Here is a 16,421-nt window from a genome sequence, read left to right as displayed (position 1 = left end):
CAAGAAAAGACCCTTCCGTCCCGCAGGACGAAAGGGCCGTGCAAAGGTTCACATGGAACTTTTGAAACTTCAGCGGCTCGCCAGCATCGGCCTGCCGCGCGCAGCGACCGCGCCCGGCAGCGAGCGACCGTCCTCATAGGCGAGGCATTCGCCGCCCCGTCCCTTGACCGTCGAGCACATCGACTGCGCCACGCCGCGCGCGAAGCCTTCGGCCGCGACGCGATAGTAGCGACGCCCATTGACGTCAGCCTCGGTGATCCGCAGCGCATGGCCGCGCAGCGAGGGATCGCGCTTCTGGAAGATCGCCCAGGCGCGCTTGGCGCCGTCCATCGTGCTGAACGAACCGAGTTGCACCAGATGGCTCCCGGTCTGAGGCACGGGAGCGGCCTTTACCGCCGCCTTCTTCACCTGCGGCTTCTGCATACGCGCGAGGCTGCCGTCGAACGCACGCTCGATAGAGCGACGCGGTGCTTCGTCCGCCACCGCCATCGCCGGCGCGGGCGCCTCGGCGAAGACCGGAGCAGGCGCGGCCTCATCAGTGGCGGGGAGTTCCGCAACCGGCTCGGCCGCCGCCATCATCACGCGCGGGGTATGATCGACACCGTTCAGCGCCAGCGCCGTCGGCTGGCCCGGATCGAGGCGCAGCGGTGTGCCCAGCAGACCGGCGACGCGCGCGCGGCCCTGGTCGGGGCTCGCCTTCGCGCCCCAGTCCTGCAGGCGCGCTTCGAGTTCATCGCCCGAGACATCCTGCGACGCGATCACCCGCGCCTCGGCCCAGCGGCCGTCGAGGGCATAAGCATAGGCAAGGTTCTGGCGCGTCTTGGCGTTGTTCTCGCCGCCGCGCACGGCCTGCGAAAGCACTTCGACGCCCTGCGCAGGCTGGCCCGCCAGCGCCACGGCGAGGCCGTAGTCGCTCGCCGGGAGCTTGTCGGCAAAGCGCTGCAGAACGTCGAGCGCCTCGGCCTTGCGGCCCGAACCAATGTAGGCAAGCGCGAGGCTAAGCCCCGTGCGCGGGCTGCGGTCGCCCAGCGCCAGCGCGTCCTCGAAGGTCGTGGCAGCCGAATTGAAGCGACCCGCGGCAAGGTAGCCTTGCGCCAATGCCGAGCGAGCGCCCATGTCGCGCGGCGACTTGGCGACGCGCGCCTCGATTTTCGAGAGCGCCCCGTCGTTGACGCCTTCCCCGACCCCGACAAGCTGCCCCTCGGCCACGCGCGTATCACCCGCGCTGGCGACACCATGGCCCCCACCCGCGCAGCCCGCGAGCAGCGCCGCGACCATGGCCGAGCACAAGGTGAAGCCTGCGTTACGTGCGCTGTTGCTGTGACGGTTCTTCATTGCATCTACCCCAAATCAGGCCGGAACGCGGCGGCCGAAGCCGCCCACCGGACGCAGCACGCCTCCCTGCACCGGCTGTCCGACAGCGGGCGCGGCAAAGATCGTGCGGCGGAAATTCTTTTCGAGACGGTCGGCGACATAGGCCCACAAGGCGGCCATCTCGGCGGCGGAGCGACCGTTCGGGTCGATCTCCATGACGGTGCGGCCGTCGATCATCGAGGCCGCGAAATCGGTGCGCTGATGCACGGTGACCGGCGCCACGGTGCCGTGCTGCGAGAGCGCGACGGCGGCCTCGGCGGTGATGCGCGCCTTGGGCGTGGCGCCGTTGACCACGAAGACCAGCGGTTTGCCCGACCGCTCGCACAAGTCGACGGTGGCGCCCACCGCGCGCAAGTCGTGCGGGCTTGGACGGGTCGGGATGACGATGAGTTCGGCGACGGCGATGACGCTCTGGATCGCCAACGTGATGGCGGGCGGCGTATCGATCACCGCCAGCTTGAAGCCCTGCTGGCGCAGCACCTGAAGGTCCGCCGCAAGCCGTGCAACGGTAGTCTGTGCGAACGCGGGCGTCTGCGCCTCACGCTCGTTCCACCAGTCGGAAAGCGAGCCCTGCGGGTCGATGTCGATCAGCACGACCGGCCCGGCACCGGCGCGCTCGGCCTGTACGGCGAGGTGGCCGGACAGCGTCGTCTTGCCCGATCCGCCCTTCTGCGATGCCAAAGCCAAAACGCGCAAAACCGATTCCCCTGTACGGCGGGCGCCGTGCCCTGCGACAGGGGAGTGCCAGATCGTTCCTAATTTACGGTTAATTGCTTAGATCGGCTCAAGCGGGCATTCACCGCGCCAGGCGTGACGATTCAGAGTGCACCCCACGTTAACGCTTTTCGCTTACCTCGATCCGTGGTTCATGCGGATATTGAACCTTCCACGGGGCAGCACCGGAATACCGACGACGTGAGCAAGATTCTCCCGATACTCACTGCCGCCACGGTGGCGCTCGCGGCACCTGCGTGGAGCGCGAGCCAAGCCGCCGAGGTGGCCGGAACCAGCGTCAAGGACGGCGTCGATGCTTGGTCCAGCGGCAATTACGACGACGCCGTGCGCATCTGGCAGCCGCTCGCCAATCAGGGCGATCCCGATGCGCAGTTCAACCTCGCGCAGGCCTACAAGCTCGGCCGGGGCGAACCGCTTGACCTGACCCGTGCCGAAGACCTCTACGGCAAGGCCGCCGCCAAGGGCCATGTGCAGGCTGCCGACGCCTACGGCCTGCTGCTGTTCCAGCGCGGTGAACGCCAGCGCGCCCTGCCTTATATCCAGAATTCGGCCGCGCGCGGCGATCCGCGCGCGCAATACATCCTCGGCGTTGCGCACTTCAACGGCGACCTGGTGCCCAAGGACTGGGTGCGCGCCTATGCGCTGGCCAGTCTCGCGCAGGCCGCCGGGCTCCCGCAAGCCAAGAGCGCGCTGGAGCAGATGGACCGCAACATTCCGTTGGCCGATCGCCAGAAGAGCGTGGTCCTCGCCCAGAAGATCGCCGCCGAAACGCAGGCCAATCGCCAGCGTCAGAGCGCCTCGGCCGAACTCGGCACCCGCCTCGCCACGGCAGAGCCGGTCCGCGCGCCCGAAGTGATCGAGGCGAAGCGCGCCGTCACCGAAGCCGCCCACGCCGCCGGGACGAGCGAGACCCTGCCCCGCAGCGCCGCTCCTGCACCCGTCAAGGCCACACCAAAGCCGCAACCAGCTCCGACACCAAAGCTAGCAGCACCAAAACCGGCCGCTTCCGGCCCGTGGCGGGTCCAGCTCGGCGCCTTCGGCGTTCTCGGCAATGCCGAGGCGCTATGGGGCAAGATCAAGGGCCGCCCCGAACTCGCCGGTCATCCGCGGGCACTGGTGCCCGCAGGACGGCTGACGAAGCTGCAGGCTACCGGCTTTGCCTCGAAGGCCGAGGCCGACGCCGCCTGCGCCCGCCTGACCGCCGGTGGCTTCGGGTGTCTGGCGAGCAGGGACTGACCCTCTCCGACCTCAGCGAAGAGGATGCCCCCGCTGCCGTCCCGGCGCGGCTGGAAACGCTCGACCTGATCCGCGGCATCGCCGTGCTCGGCATCCTCGCGATCAACATCGCCGGGTTCGCCGGGCCGATGATCGGCACGACGACGCCCACCCTGCTCCATCCCGTCAGCGCGCTCGACGAGGCCGCATGGGCGTTCAGCTTCCTGTTCTTCGAGGGCAAGATGCGGGCGCTGTTCACCCTGCTGTTCGGCGCCGGGCTGGTGCTGTTCCACGAACGCGCCGAAGCCGCCGGGCGCGACGGCGACCAGATCCAGCTGCGACGGCTCGGCTGGCTGCTGCTGCTGGGTATCGCGCATTACCTGTTGCTGTGGTGGGGCGACATCCTGTTCCTCTACGCCGCCTGCGGCATCGCGGCGCTGCTGATGCGCCCGCTCAGCGACCGGATGCTGCTGTGGATCGCCCTGGCCCTGTACTACGCCTGGCACATCTGGGGCATGTTCGACGCCGCGACCGCCATCGATGCCGAACATGCGGTGCGCGATCATGTCGCCACGGCGGAACAACTGCGCCTGCTCGCGGCCCGGCTCGAACCGATGTACGACTGGGCGATGCAGGAAATGCGCGAGGCCCGGCTCGGCTGGCTGGACCTGCTGCGCGTCAAGCTGGTCGAGCGGCCGTTCTGGCAGATCCAGATGATCTCCGGCTCGTTTTCCGAGACGCTGCCGCTGATGCTGATCGGCATGGTGCTCTATCGCGGCGGCTTCTTCGATGGAGGGCTGCGCCGCAAGCGCCTGATCGAAGTTTCGCTCGCCTGCACGTTCGCGGGGATGGCCCTGACGGTGATGTTCCTCGGCTGGGCCTGGCCGCGCCATTTCCCTGCCGTCGCGATGCAGGCCGCGCTCGTCTGGGGCCTCGCCATGCCGCACGTGCTGGGCGGCGTCGGCTATGCCGGGCTCCTCGTCCTCGCCGCGCCGCGAATCGCTCCGACCTGGCTCGGCCGCCGCCTGATCGCCGCCGGGCGCATGGCGTTCAGCAACTATATCGCCACCAGCCTCGTCATGACTTTCGTATTCTACGGCTGGGGTCTCGGGCTCTACGGTCAGGTTCCGCCTTCGCGGCAATGGCTCTTCGTGCTTGGCGGCTGGGCAATGATGCTGGCGTGGAGCCCCGTTTGGCTGCAGCATTTCCGCCGTGGGCCGCTGGAGTGGCTCTGGCGGTCGCTCGTGGAGCACCGCCCGCTGAACAATCGCATAGCCTGACGCATTTTCGCTATTGCGATCTATTCGCACTCGCATATATTGAGCGAAGAACACAAGGATTCGCTCATGTACGTGTGCATCTGCAATGCCATCCGAGAGACCGAACTTCGCTGCGCAGCCCGCCGTGTGCGCGGCAATGCCGAAGCGATCTACGGCTCGATCGGCCGCACCCCGCAGTGCCGTCAGTGCCTGGACGAAGCCGAAGACATCATCGCCGACGAACTTTCGTCCGCCGGAATGGGAATAGCTGCCGCCGCATAACTCATGACCTGACTTGCCCGACTCGACATTGCCGGATATAGGCCGCGGCTCCAGCATAGGAGTTTCCGCGCGATGAAGGGCGACCTCAAGGTTATCGAGTTTCTGAACAAGGCGCTGTTCAACGAGCTCACCGCAATCAACCAGTACTGGCTGCATTACCGCATGCTGGACAACTGGGGCATCAAGAAGCTTGCCGAGTACGAGCGTCACGAATCGATCGACGAAATGAAGCACGCCGACGTGCTGGCCGATCGCATCCTCTATCTCGACGGCCTCCCCAACTTTCAGAACCTGGGCAAGCTGCGCGTCGGCGAAACGGTCGAGGAAATCCTGAAGGCCGACCTCGCGCTCGAATACGACGCGATCCCGATGCTCAAGGAAGCCATCGCCCATTGCGAGAGCGTGCGCGACTTCGTCAGCCGCGAGATCTTCGCCCGCATCCTCGAGAGCGAGGAAGAGCACGTCGACTTCCTCGAGAAGCAGTTCGATATGATCGCCCGCATGGGCATCCAGAACTACTGCCAGCTGCAGAGCAAGCCGGCGGGCGAATCGGAATCCTGATCAGAGGGGCGGTGTCTGAAAGACCTGCCCCACCACTTCGTCATTGCGAGCGAAGCGAAGCAACCCAGGGCGGCGTAATGCTGCCCTGGGTTGCTTCGCTTCGCTCGCAATGACGGACCACCGTGCTTCCAACGGGAACCGCCGCCGCTGCCGTCGTTTATCGGATGGCAGCGGCGGTTTTGCGTTGTAAGGGATGGTAATGGGATCTGACGAAAAGCGTGGTTTACAGACCGAGGATGTCGGCTTCGCCGTCCTCGTAGTGCTTATTTCCCTGGCCGGGGCCTATCTGCTTGCCCCCTATTTCGGCGCTGTCCTGTGGGGCGTGGTCGCCGCGATCATGTTCCAGCCGATGACCGCGAAGCTCGCCGACCGGCTGAACGGGCGCAAGAACCTTGCCGCCTCGATCGTTCTGTTCGGCCTGATCGCACTGTTCGTGGTGCCGACGATCCTGCTCGGCATCAGCATCGTCAACGAGGCGACGGTGCTCTACCAGAAGATCACCACCGGGCAGATCGACTTCGGCCGCATCGTCCAGCAGGTGCAGAGCGCACTGCCGCACCGCGTGCGCAATCTCGTCGCCGAATATGGCCTTAACGATTTCGAGACGATCCGCCGCCAGTTCGGCTCCAGCATCACCAGCGGGTTGCAGACCGTCGCAGGCCGCGTGCTCTCGGTCGGCCAGGGCGCGCTGAGCTTCGTCGCGGCGCTGGGCGTGATGCTCTACCTCAGCTACTTCCTGCTGCGCGATGGCGACCGTTACGGCGAGATGGTGCGCACCAGCATGCCGCTCCACGCCGACACGCGCGATGCGCTGATCCAGAACTTCCTGCTGGTCGTGCGCGCGACGATGCGCGGGACCGTGGTCGTCGCGGTGGTGCAAGGGCTGCTCGGCGGGCTGCTGTTCTCGGTGCTGGGCATCGAGGGCGCGGTGATCTGGGGCGTGCTGATGGGCTTCTTCTCGCTGCTGCCCGCCGTCGGCACCGGGATCATCTGGGTGCCCGCCGCGATCTACCTGTTCGCTTCCGGAAACACCGTAAACGGCGGGATCGTGGTGTTCTGCGGCGTGTTCATCATCGGCATGGTCGATAACGTGCTGCGCCCCATACTCGTCGGCCGAGACACCCGCCTGCCCGATTTCGTGGTACTGATCGCGACACTGTCAGGGCTGGAACTGTTCGGCCTCAACGGCTTCATCATCGGCCCGGTGATCGCCGCGCTGTTCATCGCGGTGTGGAACCAGCACCGCGACCGGCGCGAGGCCAAGACGGCCGTGGCGGAAGGCTCGCCAATCCCGGTGCAGACCGAGGCTGGCGCCGCGAAGGCTGTAGAGGAAGCGGTGGCGCATCCTTCGTAAACCATACAAACTCGTCATTGCCAGCGAAGCGAAGCAATCCAGGGCGGTGCAACTGCACTGGATTGCTTCGCTTCGCTGGCAATGACGGAAGGTGGGTTTCCCCTCAATCCTTCGCGAAGGGGTTCTTCGCGCTGCGCAGGTTCAGGCGGATCGGCACCGATTCAAAGCCCAGTTCACGCCGCATCCCGTTGATGAGATAGCGCTTGTAGCTCTCCGGCAACAGATCGAGGCGCGTGCCGAACACCACGAAGCCCGGCGGACGGGTCTTCGCCTGCGTGATGTAGCGCAGCTTGATGCGCTTGCCGCCCGGCGCCGGCGGCGGGTTGGCGGAGAGCGCATCGTCAAACCAGCGGTTGAGCGCCGAAGTCGGCACGCGCTTGCTCCACGCCTCGCGGATCGAGAAGGCGGCGGCGATCAGGTCGTCGAGCCCCTTGCCGGTACGCGCCGAAACCGCCAGCAGCGGCAGCCCGCGCACCTGTGCGAGCCCGTCATCCAGCGCCCCGCGAATGCCGTTGAACAGGCCCGAGGCGTCCTCGGCCACGTCCCACTTGTTGATCGCGATCATCAGCGCGCGGCCTTCCTCCAGCACCTTGGAGGCGATCGTCAGGTCCTGGTGCTCCAGCCCGCGCGTGGCGTCGAGCAGCAGCACCACGACTTCGGCAAAGTCGATCGCATGGCGTGCGTCGGCCACAGCCATGCGCTCCAGCTTCTCGACCACGTTGGCGCGCTTGCGCATGCCCGCCGTGTCGATGAGGTGAAGCTGGCGCACGTCCTTCGTCTTGGGATCGGTCCAGTCCCACTGGATCGTGATCGAATCGCGGGTAATGCCCGCTTCCGGCCCCGTCAGCAGGCGGTCCTCGCCCAGCAGCTTGTTGATCAGCGTGGACTTGCCCGCATTCGGACGGCCGACGATCGCCAGCTTGAGCGGCGCGCGCAGCATCGCTTCCTCGTCCAGCTCTTCGGGGAAAGGATTTTCCTCGGGCTGCAGCGGGTCGAGGATGGGCAGCAGCGATTCGAACAGATCGGCCATGCCCTCGCCGTGCTCGGCCGAGATGCCGACCGGATCGCCGAGGCCCAGCGAATAGGCCTCCAGCAGCCCGCCCTCGCCCGCGCGGCCTTCCGCCTTGTTGGCGAGCAGGATCACCGGCACCGGCGACGCGCGCAGCCAGTTGCCGATCTCCTCGTCGAGCGGGGTCAGGCCCGCGCGCGCGTCCACCACGAACAGCGCGACATCGGCGGTTTCCAGCGCCGCTTCGGTCTGCTTGCGCATGCGACCGGGCAGCGTTTCGGCTTCGTCGTCCTCCCATCCGGCAGTGTCGACGATCTGGAATTTGAGGCCGAGCAGTTCCGCATCGCCGAAACGACGGTCGCGCGTGACGCCGGGCTGGTCGTCCACGAGCGCCAGCTTCTTGCCGACGAGTCGGTTGAACAGCGTGGACTTGCCGACGTTGGGTCGGCCTATAATGATGACTTGGGGAAGCATGATCCCACCCGCTTGGTCATTTCCTGCGGATTTGGCAAGCTTTGCGGTGATTCGCACTGTCTCGGACAGAGGCTGCATTGCTTCCCATCCGCCCTGCCGGCTTCACGAAAAACCCGCTGATTGCCTGCACTTGCAGGCAGGTCTGGGAGGGAGGATAAGCCGCGTTAACGGTGTTGCAATCGATTGATTGTCTTAATTTGTGCGGGTTCGAAAAGCTTCGCCGGAACCTTTTGGCCGCTCGTCGTTAACCAACCCCGGAAGACGCATGGCAATCTTCCGAGGGCACAACGGCGTTCATGAGGGCTTTTCGACACATCTGCACTGCGGCGGCGCTCGCTCTGGCGAGCATGCTTCCCGCACCCGCAATCGCCGCCACCGTCATCGATGCGGACGGCGGGCGCGACAGCGGGGCGGGTTCGGCAGCAAGCGTACCCAATACGCCCGGCCACCTCGAATGCGTGCCTTATGCGCGCACCACTTCGGGCATCCAGCTTTACGGCGATGCCTGGACCTGGTGGGGTCAGGCCAAGGGCCGCTATGCCACCGGCGCCGCGCCGCGCGTGGGCGCGGTGATGGCGATCAAGCCGTTCAACAATTCGAAGCTCGGCCATGTCGCCACCGTCAGCCGCATCGTCGATACGCGCACGGTGCTGCTCAGCCACGCCAACTGGTCGGTACCCGGCGAGATCGAACGCAACGTCACCGCCCTCGACGTCTCGCCGAACAACGACTGGAGCGAAGTGCGCATCTGGTACGGGCCGTCACGCAGTCTGGGCAATACGCACTGGCCGGTCTCGGGCTTCATCTACAACGCCAAGCCGGGCACGAAGTTCAAGGAGGCGGCACCCGATCGCGGTGAAGCACGGCTCGCCGCCGTCAGCGCCGCGAAGCCCGCCAGGAAAAAGGGCCGCCGCAGCGACCCTATCGGCGACATCATCGCCGGTAACTTCTAACCTTCTCACCCCTCCGAAAAAAGCGCGCCCTCGCCCTTGCGACGGCGCGTTTTTTCGTTTTGGCGCTCAGTCCTTCTTGGCAACCGGCGGGTTCTCGCCGAGGTCTTCGTACCATGCCTCGACCGGACCCATCAGTTTGACGGTCAGCGGATTGCCCTTGCGGTCGAGCGTCTTGCCCGCCTGCACGCGCACCCAGCCTTCGGAGATGGAGTATTCCTCGACATTGGTGCGCACCGTGCCCTTGAAGCGGATGCCGACGCCGCGCTGCAGCTTGTCCTGATCGAAGAACGGGCTGCGCGGATTGATGGCAAGGTGATCGGGCGGCACGTCGGAAGCCGAGGCGACGGGTGCGGATTCGGGCGTGGTGTTATCTTCAGTCATGCCGCAGCGATTTATCTTGCATTCCCCGCTTGTCAATTCGATCCGGCCTGTCTAAAGGCGCGCTTCCGCTAACGGAGCGGGCGCGTAGCTCAGCGGTAGAGCACACCCTTCACACGGGTGGGGTCACAGGTTCAATCCCTGTCGCGCCCACCATCCTTACCCAAGGATGGCGGTTTTTCCCTCGACATCGGTGGCATTTCGGTTCGGGCGTCTTGCAGGCGCAACGCCCGCGCGGCATAGGCGCGAGCACTATGCACGACATCCGCCAGATCCGCGAAAACCCCGAAGCCTTCGACGCCGGCCTCGCCCGCCGGGGCGTAGCGCCCGTCGCCGCCAGCCTCGTCGCCCTCGACGAGCAGCGCCGCGCCGTCGCCACGCGCATGCAGGAGGGGCAGAACCGCCGCAACGAAGCCTCCAAGGCGATCGGCAAGGCCATGGGCTCGGGCGACACCGCCACGGCCGAGGCGCTCAAGGCCGAAGTCGCGACGCTCAAGGACACTCTCCCCGCGCTCGAAGCCGAGGAGAAGGAGCTTTCCGCGCAGCTTCAGGACGCGCTGGCGGGCCTGCCCAACATCCCCGTCGCCGAAGTCCCGGACGGCGAAGACGAATCGCAGAACGTCGAAGTCTCGCGCTGGGGCACCCCGCGCGAATTCGCCTTCACGCCGAAGGAACACGCCGACCTCGGCCCCGCGCTTGGCCTCGATTTCGAGACGGGGGCTAAGCTGTCGGGCGCGCGGTTCACCTTCCTCAAGGGCCAGATGGCGCGCCTGCACCGCGCGCTGGCGCAGTTCATGCTCGACACGCAGACCGCGACCAACGGCTACATGGAATGCGCCGTGCCGCTGCTGGTCAAGGACGAAGCCGTCTACGGCACCGGTCAGTTGCCCAAGTTCTCCGAGGATCTGTTCCGCACCACCGACGGCCGCTGGCTGATCCCGACCGCCGAAGTTTCGCTGACCAACGCGGTCGCCGGTGAAATCCTCACCCCCGAAACGCTGCCGCTGCGCATGACCGCCCTCACCCCCTGCTTCCGCTCGGAAGCGGGCGCGGCCGGGCGCGACACGCGCGGGTTCATCCGCCAGCATCAGTTCGAGAAGGTCGAACTCGTCACCATCGCCAAGCCGGAAGAGAGCGAGGCCGAGCACGAGCGCATGGTCAAGGCCGCAGAGGGTATCCTCGAAGCACTCGGCCTGCCCTACCGCAAGGTGCTGCTCTGCGCGGGCGACATGGGCGCCACCGCGCGAAAGACCTTCGACCTCGAAGTATGGCTGCCGGGTCAGGCCGCTTACCGCGAGATCAGCTCGATCTCGAACTGCGGCGATTATCAGGCCCGCCGCATGAACGCGCGCTACAAGCCGGAAGGCTCGAAGAAGACCGAGTTCGTGCATACGCTGAACGGCTCGGGCCTTGCTGTCGGCCGCACGCTGGTCGCGGTTCTCGAAAACTATCAGCAGGAAGACGGCTCGGTTCTGGTGCCCGAGGTGCTGAAACCCTGGATGGGCGGCATCGAGAAGCTGGAAGCGCTGGCGTAGCGTAAGCTTGCCGGGGCTTCGACAAGCTCAGCCTGAGCGGGTTTGAGAGGTTTACACCACCCCCGCTCACCCTGAGCTTGTCGAAGGGTCAGGCTGAGCCTGTCGAAGATGGGATTTTAACGCGACGCCTGCACGCAACTATGGTTAAAGGCACGAATATGCGCATTCTCCTCACGAACGACGACGGCATCAACGCCCCCGGCCTCTACGTGCTGGAGAAGATCGCCGCGCAGCTTTCCGACGACATCTGGATCTGCGCGCCGAGCGAGGAACAGTCCGGCGCAGGCCACTCGCTGACGCTGACCCGCCCGGTGCGGATGCGCCAGCATGCGGAAAAGCGCTTCTCGGTGACCGGCACGCCGACCGATTCGGTGACGATGGGCCTGCGCAAGGCGCTGCCCGGACCGCCCGACCTGATCCTCTCGGGTGTCAATCGCGGCGCCAACCTCGGCGATGACGTGACGTATTCGGGAACCGTCTCGGCCGCGATGGAAGGGGCGATGGCGGGCATCCGCTCGATCGCGTTGAGCCAGGTCCCCTCGCGCGAGGACATGGGCGACGGCGTGGACTTCGCCGCGGCCGAAGCCTGGGGCGCCAAAGTGCTGCGCCCGCTGCTGGACCAGCCCTTCGCGCCGCGCACGCTGGTCAACGTCAACTTCCCCGCGCTTGCCGCCGATGCGATCAAGGGCATCCGGGTGGTGCGTCAGGGCTTCCACGACTACGCGCGCGGATCGGTCGTCGAGGGCCGCGACCCGCGTGGTTTCCCGTATTACTGGTTCGGTCTCCACGGGATCGAGCACACCTTGGGCCACAACACCGACCTCGAAGCGATCTCGGAAGGCTACATTGCGGTGACGCCGCTGCACCTCGACCTGACGCACGATGCCTCGATGCAGGCGCTGGCGGAGCGTTTCGCCTGATGAAGCGCGCCCTCTTCCTCGCAGCCGCCCTTGCGAGCACACCCGCTTACGCCGCACCCGCCGAGGAAGAGACGGTGCACATCGTCGCGTCCGGCGAAACGCTGAACGGCATCGCCAACCGCGCAGGCGTCTCCGCGAGCGCCATCGTCAAGGCCAACGCGCTCAAGGAGCCCTACGTGGTCCGCGTCGGCCAGAAGCTGGCGATTCCGCGCCTGAGCAAGACGGCGCAAGTCGCCCGCACCGCCGACGCCGCCGCGCCCGCCGCAAAGAAAGTCGCCACCGCCGCCCGCGTGATCGAGGCGCGTACCCCCTCCGCGCCCGGCGCGCCGGAGTACGAGACCGAACACCTCGTCGCCACCGGCGAGACGCTGGGCGGCATCGCCGCGCGCGCCAAGGTGCCCCGCGTGCTCATCGCCGAAGCCAACGGCCTGCAGCCGCCCTATGACGTGCGCGTAGGCCAGAAGCTGAAGATTCCGCGCACCGGCCGTCATCTGGTGAAGACCGGAGAGACCGGCTTCTCGATCTCGATGGACACGGCCGTGCCGTGGGAGCAGATCGCGCTCGCCAACAACCTCGACCCGGCCGCGCCGGTGAAGCCGGGCCAGAACCTGCTGATCCCGACGCTGATCGAACCGCCCAAGGGAGCCGCGAAGACCATCGCGCCCGCACTGAAGCCGGTCGCCGCGCCTGCTTCCCGCTCCGCGCGCTTCGCATGGCCGCTGACCGGCACCGTTCGGCGCGGCTATGCGACGGGTTCGGACTATCACGACGGCATCGACATCCCGGCCCCCACCGGCACCATGGTCCGCGCCGCCGCCGCCGGAATCGTCAAGTTCGCAGGCGCCGAGAAGGACCAGTTCGGCAACCTCGTCGTGCTCGATCACGGCGACGGCTGGTTCACCGCCTATGGCTTCCTCAGCCGCGTGACGGTGAAGGAAGGCGCGAAAGTCGCCGCCGGAGAGCGCATCGGCCTCGTCGGTAAAACCGGGCGCGCCAAGGGCAGCGAACTGCACTTCGAAGTGCGCCAGGACGGCCAGCCCGTCGATCCGCTGAGCCAGTTGCCCAAGGTTCCGTGAAAAAGCCGAAGCTGCCTCCCAAGCTGGCGAAGCCGCTCAAGCGCGCGGTGGACCTGCCGGTTTGGGCGGACCTTTGCCTCAGGCTGGGCGGCGCCTTCGCGCTGGTGATGTTCGTGGTGCTGATCCACTGGATCGACCGCGACGGCCTGAAAGACACGCACGACGGGACCGTCAGCTTCCTCGACGTGTTCTACTTCACGATGATCTCGATCACCACGACGGGCTTCGGCGACATCGCGCCCGTCAGCGACAAGTCGCGGCTGATCGAGGCGGTGATCGTCACGCCGATCCGCTTCGCGGTGATCTTCATCTTCGTGGGCACCGCCTACAACTACTTCATCAAGCATAGCTGGGAGAGCTGGCGCATGAAGCGCATTCAGGAACGCCTGTCCGACCATGTCGTCGTGCTGGGCTTCGGCGTCAGCGGCTCGCAGGCGGTGCAGGAACTGATCGCGCGCGGGACCGACCCGGCCTGCATCGTCGTCGTCGATCCCTCCGCCGGACGGCTGCGCCATGCCGAGCAGCAGGGCTGCAACGTGCTGGAAGGCGACGCTACCCGCGACGAGACGCTGGCCGCCGTGAGGATCGATGCCGCGCGCACCATCCTCGTCTCGGCGGGGCGTGACGACACCTCGATCCTGATCGTGCTGACCGCGCGTCACCTTGCGCCCGGCGTGCCGATCACCGTGGTGGTGCGCGCGGACGACAACGAACTGCTTGCGCGGCAGGCGGGTGCGGACAACGTCATCAACCCGGTGCGCTTCACTGGCCTGTTGCTGGCAGGCTCGGCCGAAGGGCAGCACATAGCCGAATACATGTCCGACCTCGCCTCGGTGGACGGGCGGGTGCAACTGGTGGAACGCCCGGTGCAGCCGGAGGAGATCGGCAAATCGCTCGATCAGCTCGCAACCGGCAAGGGCGTGCGCATCTATCGCGGCGAGCAGTGCATCGGCTTCTGGGAGCCCGGCGCGAAAGTGCTGCAGGCCGGCGATCTGATCGTGGAGATCGCGGTCACGCCTTGAGGCCTGTTCTCGTTGTTGCAGCAAATCCCGTCATCCCAGCGTAGGCTGGGACCGCTTGCCGTAAAAAACCACATAGCATGGAGGCGCGTTGACGAGAGTTGGGCGCAGGACCTCCAGCGGTCCCAGCCTACGCTGGGATGACGGGATTTTCGAGGTCTACCCGAACACCCAGAACACCAGCCCCATCGCCAGATAGGCGACCAGCCAGAACGCGCAGTCGATCACCCGGCGCATCGGCTCGGTGCGGTTGCGCACGTGGGTGATCCAGACTGCGGGAATGACGAAGGCGATCGCCAGCCCGCCGCTCTGCATGAAATAAAGCCAGGGCTTGAGCGCCAGCGTATCGGGGCCGATCCGCGCAAGGCTGTGCCCGAGCATGGCCGCGCCGATCAGGAAGACGATGATCGCCGTCAGGTAATTGCCGAAACGCTCACCCTTTCCGGGCACGAACTGGCGCCCGTCCTGGAACGGCTGCCCGTGCCACAATACCCCGATCACCACCGCAAGCGCCGCCGCCAGCATTACCGCCAGCCAGTTCACCGGACCCATCTTCGCGTAATCCTTCCCTTAGGTGCGCCCCCGTGCCCCTGCTACCCTGTCTTGCAGGCTCCGTGCACTTGTGCAAGTTTTGCGAATCACCCGCAAAGTTCGTTTTTCGTGACTCGCAGCCCATTTCCGAGTATCGGGCGCGCCAATCCCATGGCTATCGAACTCCCCTCCCCGCCGAAAGTCGGCATGGTCAGCCTCGGCTGCCCGAAAGCGCTCGTCGATTCAGAGCGCATCCTCACCCGCCTGCGCGCGGACGGCTACGACATGAGCCCGGACTATTCCGGCGCCGACGTCGTGCTCGTCAACACCTGCGGCTTCCTCGATTCCGCGAAGGAAGAAAGCCTTGCCGCGATCGGCGAGGCGATCGCCGAGAACGGCCGCGTGATCGTGACCGGCTGCATGGGCAACGAGGCCGAAGCGATCCGCGCCAAGTTCCCGCAAGTCCTCGCGGTGACCGGCGCGCATCAGTACGAGGCGGTCGTCGAGGCGGTGCACGAGGCGGCCCCGCCCGAACTCTCGCCCTACCTCGACCTGATCCCGCAGGCCTATGACGACGCCGGCGTCAAGCTGACGCCGCGCCACTACGGCTATCTCAAGATTTCCGAGGGCTGCAACCACGCCTGCTCGTTTTGCATCATCCCGTCCTTGCGCGGCAAGCTGGCGAGCCGCCGCATCGACGCGGTGCTGCGCGAAGCGGAAAAGCTGGTGCAGGCCGGGACGCGCGAACTGCTCGTCATCAGCCAGGACACCTCGGCCTACGGCGTCGACGTTCGCCACGAGGAACGCATGTGGAAGGACCACGCGGTCCGCACCCACATGACCGACCTCGCCCGCGAACTCGGCGGCCTGAAGGACGCGCAGGGCCGCAAGCCGTGGGTGCGCCTGCACTACGTCTACCCCTATCCGCATGTCGACAACGTCATCCCGCTGATGGCCGAAGGGCTGATCACGCCCTACCTCGACATTCCGTTCCAGCACGCGGCGCCGTTGGTGCTCAAGGCGATGAAGCGCCCGGCAAACGAGGCCAAGGTGCTCGACCGCATCCACAAGTGGCGCGAGATCTGCCCGGACATCGCCATTCGCTCCAGCTTCGTCGTCGGCTTCCCCGGCGAGACCGAGGCGGACTTCCAGTACCTGCTCGACTGGCTCGACGAAGCGCAGCTCGACCGCGTCGGCGCCTTCCGCTTCGAACCGGTCGAAGGCGCCTCGGCCAACCACCTGCCCGATCCGGTGCCGGAAGAGGTCAAGGAAGAGCGCTACCAGCGGATCATGGAAAAGACCGCCGCGATCAGCGCCGCCAAGCTCGCCGCCAAGGTCGGCCGCGTCCTGCCTGTCATCATCGACGAAGTGGGCGAGGCGGACGACGACGGTGACGTCGGCGCAACCGGCCGCTCGCAGGCCGATGCACCCGAGATCGATGGCAACGTCTTCCTGCGTGACGCTGCAGGCCTGCAAGTTGGTGATATCGTTGAAGTTCTTGTCGAAGATGCGGACGAGCACGACCTCTATGGGGCCGTTTTGCAAAGTTGACGCTCAGCGCACACAGCGCCATCGTTGCAAGACATGCAACTGTGATAGCGCTTTGCGCGTTTGCGGGAATCAGCTCTGGACAGCATATGGGGGGTGCCTTTCAGGCATCCTCTCCCAAAACTTCTACAGGGCTGGTCTTCGGACCGGCCCTTTCTTTTTGCCTGCGTTCCGCGACGCGAGGCAGGTATCTTCGTC

The 16,421-nt window shown here is 66.2% G+C and carries 16 protein-coding genes and 1 tRNA gene; 12 read left to right on the top strand and 5 right to left on the bottom strand.

The window, feature by feature from the left end:
• Positions 1-69 precede the first annotated feature (69 nt).
• Both ACODRZ_RS05150 and ACODRZ_RS05145 read right to left on the bottom strand, forming a co-directional pair.
• Positions 70-1,335, bottom strand: a complete 1,266-nt coding sequence (locus tag ACODRZ_RS05150) for an SPOR domain-containing protein (RefSeq protein WP_488969892.1) — start codon at positions 1,333-1,335, stop codon at positions 70-72.
• Between the two features lie 15 nt (positions 1,336-1,350).
• A complete protein-coding gene (locus ACODRZ_RS05145; protein WP_488969893.1) occupies positions 1,351-2,070 on the bottom strand; it encodes an AAA family ATPase in 720 nt (239 codons plus the stop codon).
• Between the two features lie 219 nt (positions 2,071-2,289).
• Here ACODRZ_RS05145 and ACODRZ_RS05140 point away from each other — a divergent pair, with 219 nt between their 5' ends.
• The 5 genes from ACODRZ_RS05140 (at position 2,290) to ACODRZ_RS05120 (ending at position 6,780) form a co-directional block, all read left to right on the top strand.
• Complete coding sequence (locus tag ACODRZ_RS05140; protein WP_488969894.1) at positions 2,290-3,345, top strand: SPOR domain-containing protein; 1,056 nt, start codon at positions 2,290-2,292, stop codon at positions 3,343-3,345.
• On the top strand, positions 3,324-4,604 hold the full coding sequence (locus ACODRZ_RS05135; protein ID WP_488969895.1) for a DUF418 domain-containing protein: 1,281 nt from the start codon (positions 3,324-3,326) through the stop codon (positions 4,602-4,604). The genes ACODRZ_RS05140 and ACODRZ_RS05135 overlap by 22 nt, the downstream gene beginning before the upstream one ends.
• 66 nt (positions 4,605-4,670) lie before the next feature.
• Positions 4,671-4,865 (top strand): (2Fe-2S)-binding protein, encoded by a 195-nt coding sequence (locus ACODRZ_RS05130; RefSeq protein WP_488969896.1) that lies wholly within the window; start codon positions 4,671-4,673, stop codon positions 4,863-4,865.
• Between the two features lie 72 nt (positions 4,866-4,937).
• Positions 4,938-5,426 (top strand): bacterioferritin, encoded by a 489-nt coding sequence (gene bfr, locus ACODRZ_RS05125; protein WP_232495929.1) that lies wholly within the window; start codon positions 4,938-4,940, stop codon positions 5,424-5,426.
• Between the two features lie 199 nt (positions 5,427-5,625).
• Positions 5,626-6,780 (top strand): AI-2E family transporter, encoded by a 1,155-nt coding sequence (locus tag ACODRZ_RS05120; protein ID WP_488969897.1) that lies wholly within the window; start codon positions 5,626-5,628, stop codon positions 6,778-6,780.
• A 103-nt stretch (positions 6,781-6,883) separates the two neighbouring features.
• Here ACODRZ_RS05120 and der read toward each other — a convergent pair whose 3' ends face one another.
• Complete coding sequence (der, locus tag ACODRZ_RS05115; protein ID WP_488969898.1) at positions 6,884-8,263, bottom strand: ribosome biogenesis GTPase Der; 1,380 nt, start codon at positions 8,261-8,263, stop codon at positions 6,884-6,886.
• Between the two features lie 296 nt (positions 8,264-8,559).
• Between der and ACODRZ_RS05110 the strand changes: the two genes are divergently transcribed.
• A complete protein-coding gene (locus ACODRZ_RS05110) occupies positions 8,560-9,216 on the top strand; it encodes a CHAP domain-containing protein (protein ID WP_488969899.1) in 657 nt (218 codons plus the stop codon).
• Between the two features lie 66 nt (positions 9,217-9,282).
• Here ACODRZ_RS05110 and ACODRZ_RS05105 read toward each other — a convergent pair whose 3' ends face one another.
• Positions 9,283-9,597 carry a DUF3297 family protein gene (locus ACODRZ_RS05105; RefSeq protein WP_488969900.1) on the bottom strand — a complete coding sequence of 105 codons (315 nt, stop codon included), beginning with the start codon at positions 9,595-9,597 and terminating at the stop codon, positions 9,283-9,285.
• A gap of 78 nt (positions 9,598-9,675) precedes the next feature.
• Here ACODRZ_RS05105 and ACODRZ_RS05100 point away from each other — a divergent pair.
• The 5 genes from ACODRZ_RS05100 (at position 9,676) to ACODRZ_RS05080 (ending at position 14,147) form a co-directional block, all read left to right on the top strand.
• A tRNA-Val gene (locus ACODRZ_RS05100) sits at positions 9,676-9,750 on the top strand.
• Positions 9,751-9,848: 98 nt separating this feature from the next.
• Positions 9,849-11,129 (top strand): serine--tRNA ligase, encoded by a 1,281-nt coding sequence (gene serS, locus ACODRZ_RS05095; RefSeq protein ID WP_488969901.1) that lies wholly within the window; start codon positions 9,849-9,851, stop codon positions 11,127-11,129.
• A gap of 158 nt (positions 11,130-11,287) precedes the next feature.
• A complete protein-coding gene (gene surE / locus ACODRZ_RS05090; RefSeq protein WP_488969902.1) occupies positions 11,288-12,049 on the top strand; it encodes a 5'/3'-nucleotidase SurE in 762 nt (253 codons plus the stop codon).
• The gene (locus ACODRZ_RS05085) at positions 12,049-13,125 is read left to right on the top strand and encodes a LysM peptidoglycan-binding domain-containing protein (protein WP_488969903.1); all 1,077 of its coding nucleotides are present in this window, start codon (positions 12,049-12,051) and stop codon (positions 13,123-13,125) included. Before surE ends, ACODRZ_RS05085 begins: the two co-directional genes overlap by 1 nt.
• Entirely contained in the window at positions 13,122-14,147 is a 1,026-nt protein-coding gene (locus ACODRZ_RS05080; protein ID WP_488969904.1) for a potassium channel family protein, read from the top strand. The genes ACODRZ_RS05085 and ACODRZ_RS05080 overlap by 4 nt, the downstream gene beginning before the upstream one ends.
• A gap of 156 nt (positions 14,148-14,303) precedes the next feature.
• Here the strand turns inward: ACODRZ_RS05080 and ACODRZ_RS05075 are convergent, their stop codons facing one another.
• Complete coding sequence (locus tag ACODRZ_RS05075; RefSeq protein ID WP_488969905.1) at positions 14,304-14,696, bottom strand: DUF1761 domain-containing protein; 393 nt, start codon at positions 14,694-14,696, stop codon at positions 14,304-14,306.
• A 150-nt stretch (positions 14,697-14,846) separates the two neighbouring features.
• Between ACODRZ_RS05075 and rimO the strand changes: the two genes are divergently transcribed.
• Positions 14,847-16,226: a 30S ribosomal protein S12 methylthiotransferase RimO gene (rimO, locus tag ACODRZ_RS05070; RefSeq protein WP_488969906.1), complete on the top strand. Its 1,380-nt coding sequence runs from the start codon at positions 14,847-14,849 to the stop codon at positions 16,224-16,226.
• Positions 16,227-16,421: the final 195 nt, after the last annotated feature.

The sequence above is a fragment of the Novosphingobium sp. FG90 genome (genome assembly GCF_057808725.1).
Note: the sequence above shows the minus strand (reverse complement) of the source record. Positions and strands in the feature narration are given on the sequence as shown.

What these genes read in the sequence shown, in the direction of transcription:
- ACODRZ_RS05120 (WP_488969897.1), top strand. Translation starts at nt 5,626, where the DNA reads ATGGGATCTGACGAAAAGCGTGGTTTACAGACCGAGGATGTCGGCTTC.
- der (WP_488969898.1), bottom strand. Translation starts at nt 8,263, where the DNA reads ATGCTTCCCCAAGTCATCATTATAGGCCGACCCAACGTCGGCAAGTCC.
- bfr (WP_232495929.1), top strand. Translation starts at nt 4,938, where the DNA reads ATGAAGGGCGACCTCAAGGTTATCGAGTTTCTGAACAAGGCGCTGTTC.
- rimO (WP_488969906.1), top strand. Translation starts at nt 14,847, where the DNA reads ATGGCTATCGAACTCCCCTCCCCGCCGAAAGTCGGCATGGTCAGCCTC.
- ACODRZ_RS05130 (WP_488969896.1), top strand. Translation starts at nt 4,671, where the DNA reads ATGTACGTGTGCATCTGCAATGCCATCCGAGAGACCGAACTTCGCTGC.
- surE (WP_488969902.1), top strand. Translation starts at nt 11,288, where the DNA reads ATGCGCATTCTCCTCACGAACGACGACGGCATCAACGCCCCCGGCCTC.
- ACODRZ_RS05085 (WP_488969903.1), top strand. Translation starts at nt 12,049, where the DNA reads ATGAAGCGCGCCCTCTTCCTCGCAGCCGCCCTTGCGAGCACACCCGCT.
- ACODRZ_RS05075 (WP_488969905.1), bottom strand. Translation starts at nt 14,696, where the DNA reads ATGGGTCCGGTGAACTGGCTGGCGGTAATGCTGGCGGCGGCGCTTGCG.
- ACODRZ_RS05150 (WP_488969892.1), bottom strand. Translation starts at nt 1,335, where the DNA reads ATGAAGAACCGTCACAGCAACAGCGCACGTAACGCAGGCTTCACCTTG.
- ACODRZ_RS05110 (WP_488969899.1), top strand. Translation starts at nt 8,560, where the DNA reads ATGAGGGCTTTTCGACACATCTGCACTGCGGCGGCGCTCGCTCTGGCG.
- serS (WP_488969901.1), top strand. Translation starts at nt 9,849, where the DNA reads ATGCACGACATCCGCCAGATCCGCGAAAACCCCGAAGCCTTCGACGCC.
- ACODRZ_RS05105 (WP_488969900.1), bottom strand. Translation starts at nt 9,597, where the DNA reads ATGACTGAAGATAACACCACGCCCGAATCCGCACCCGTCGCCTCGGCT.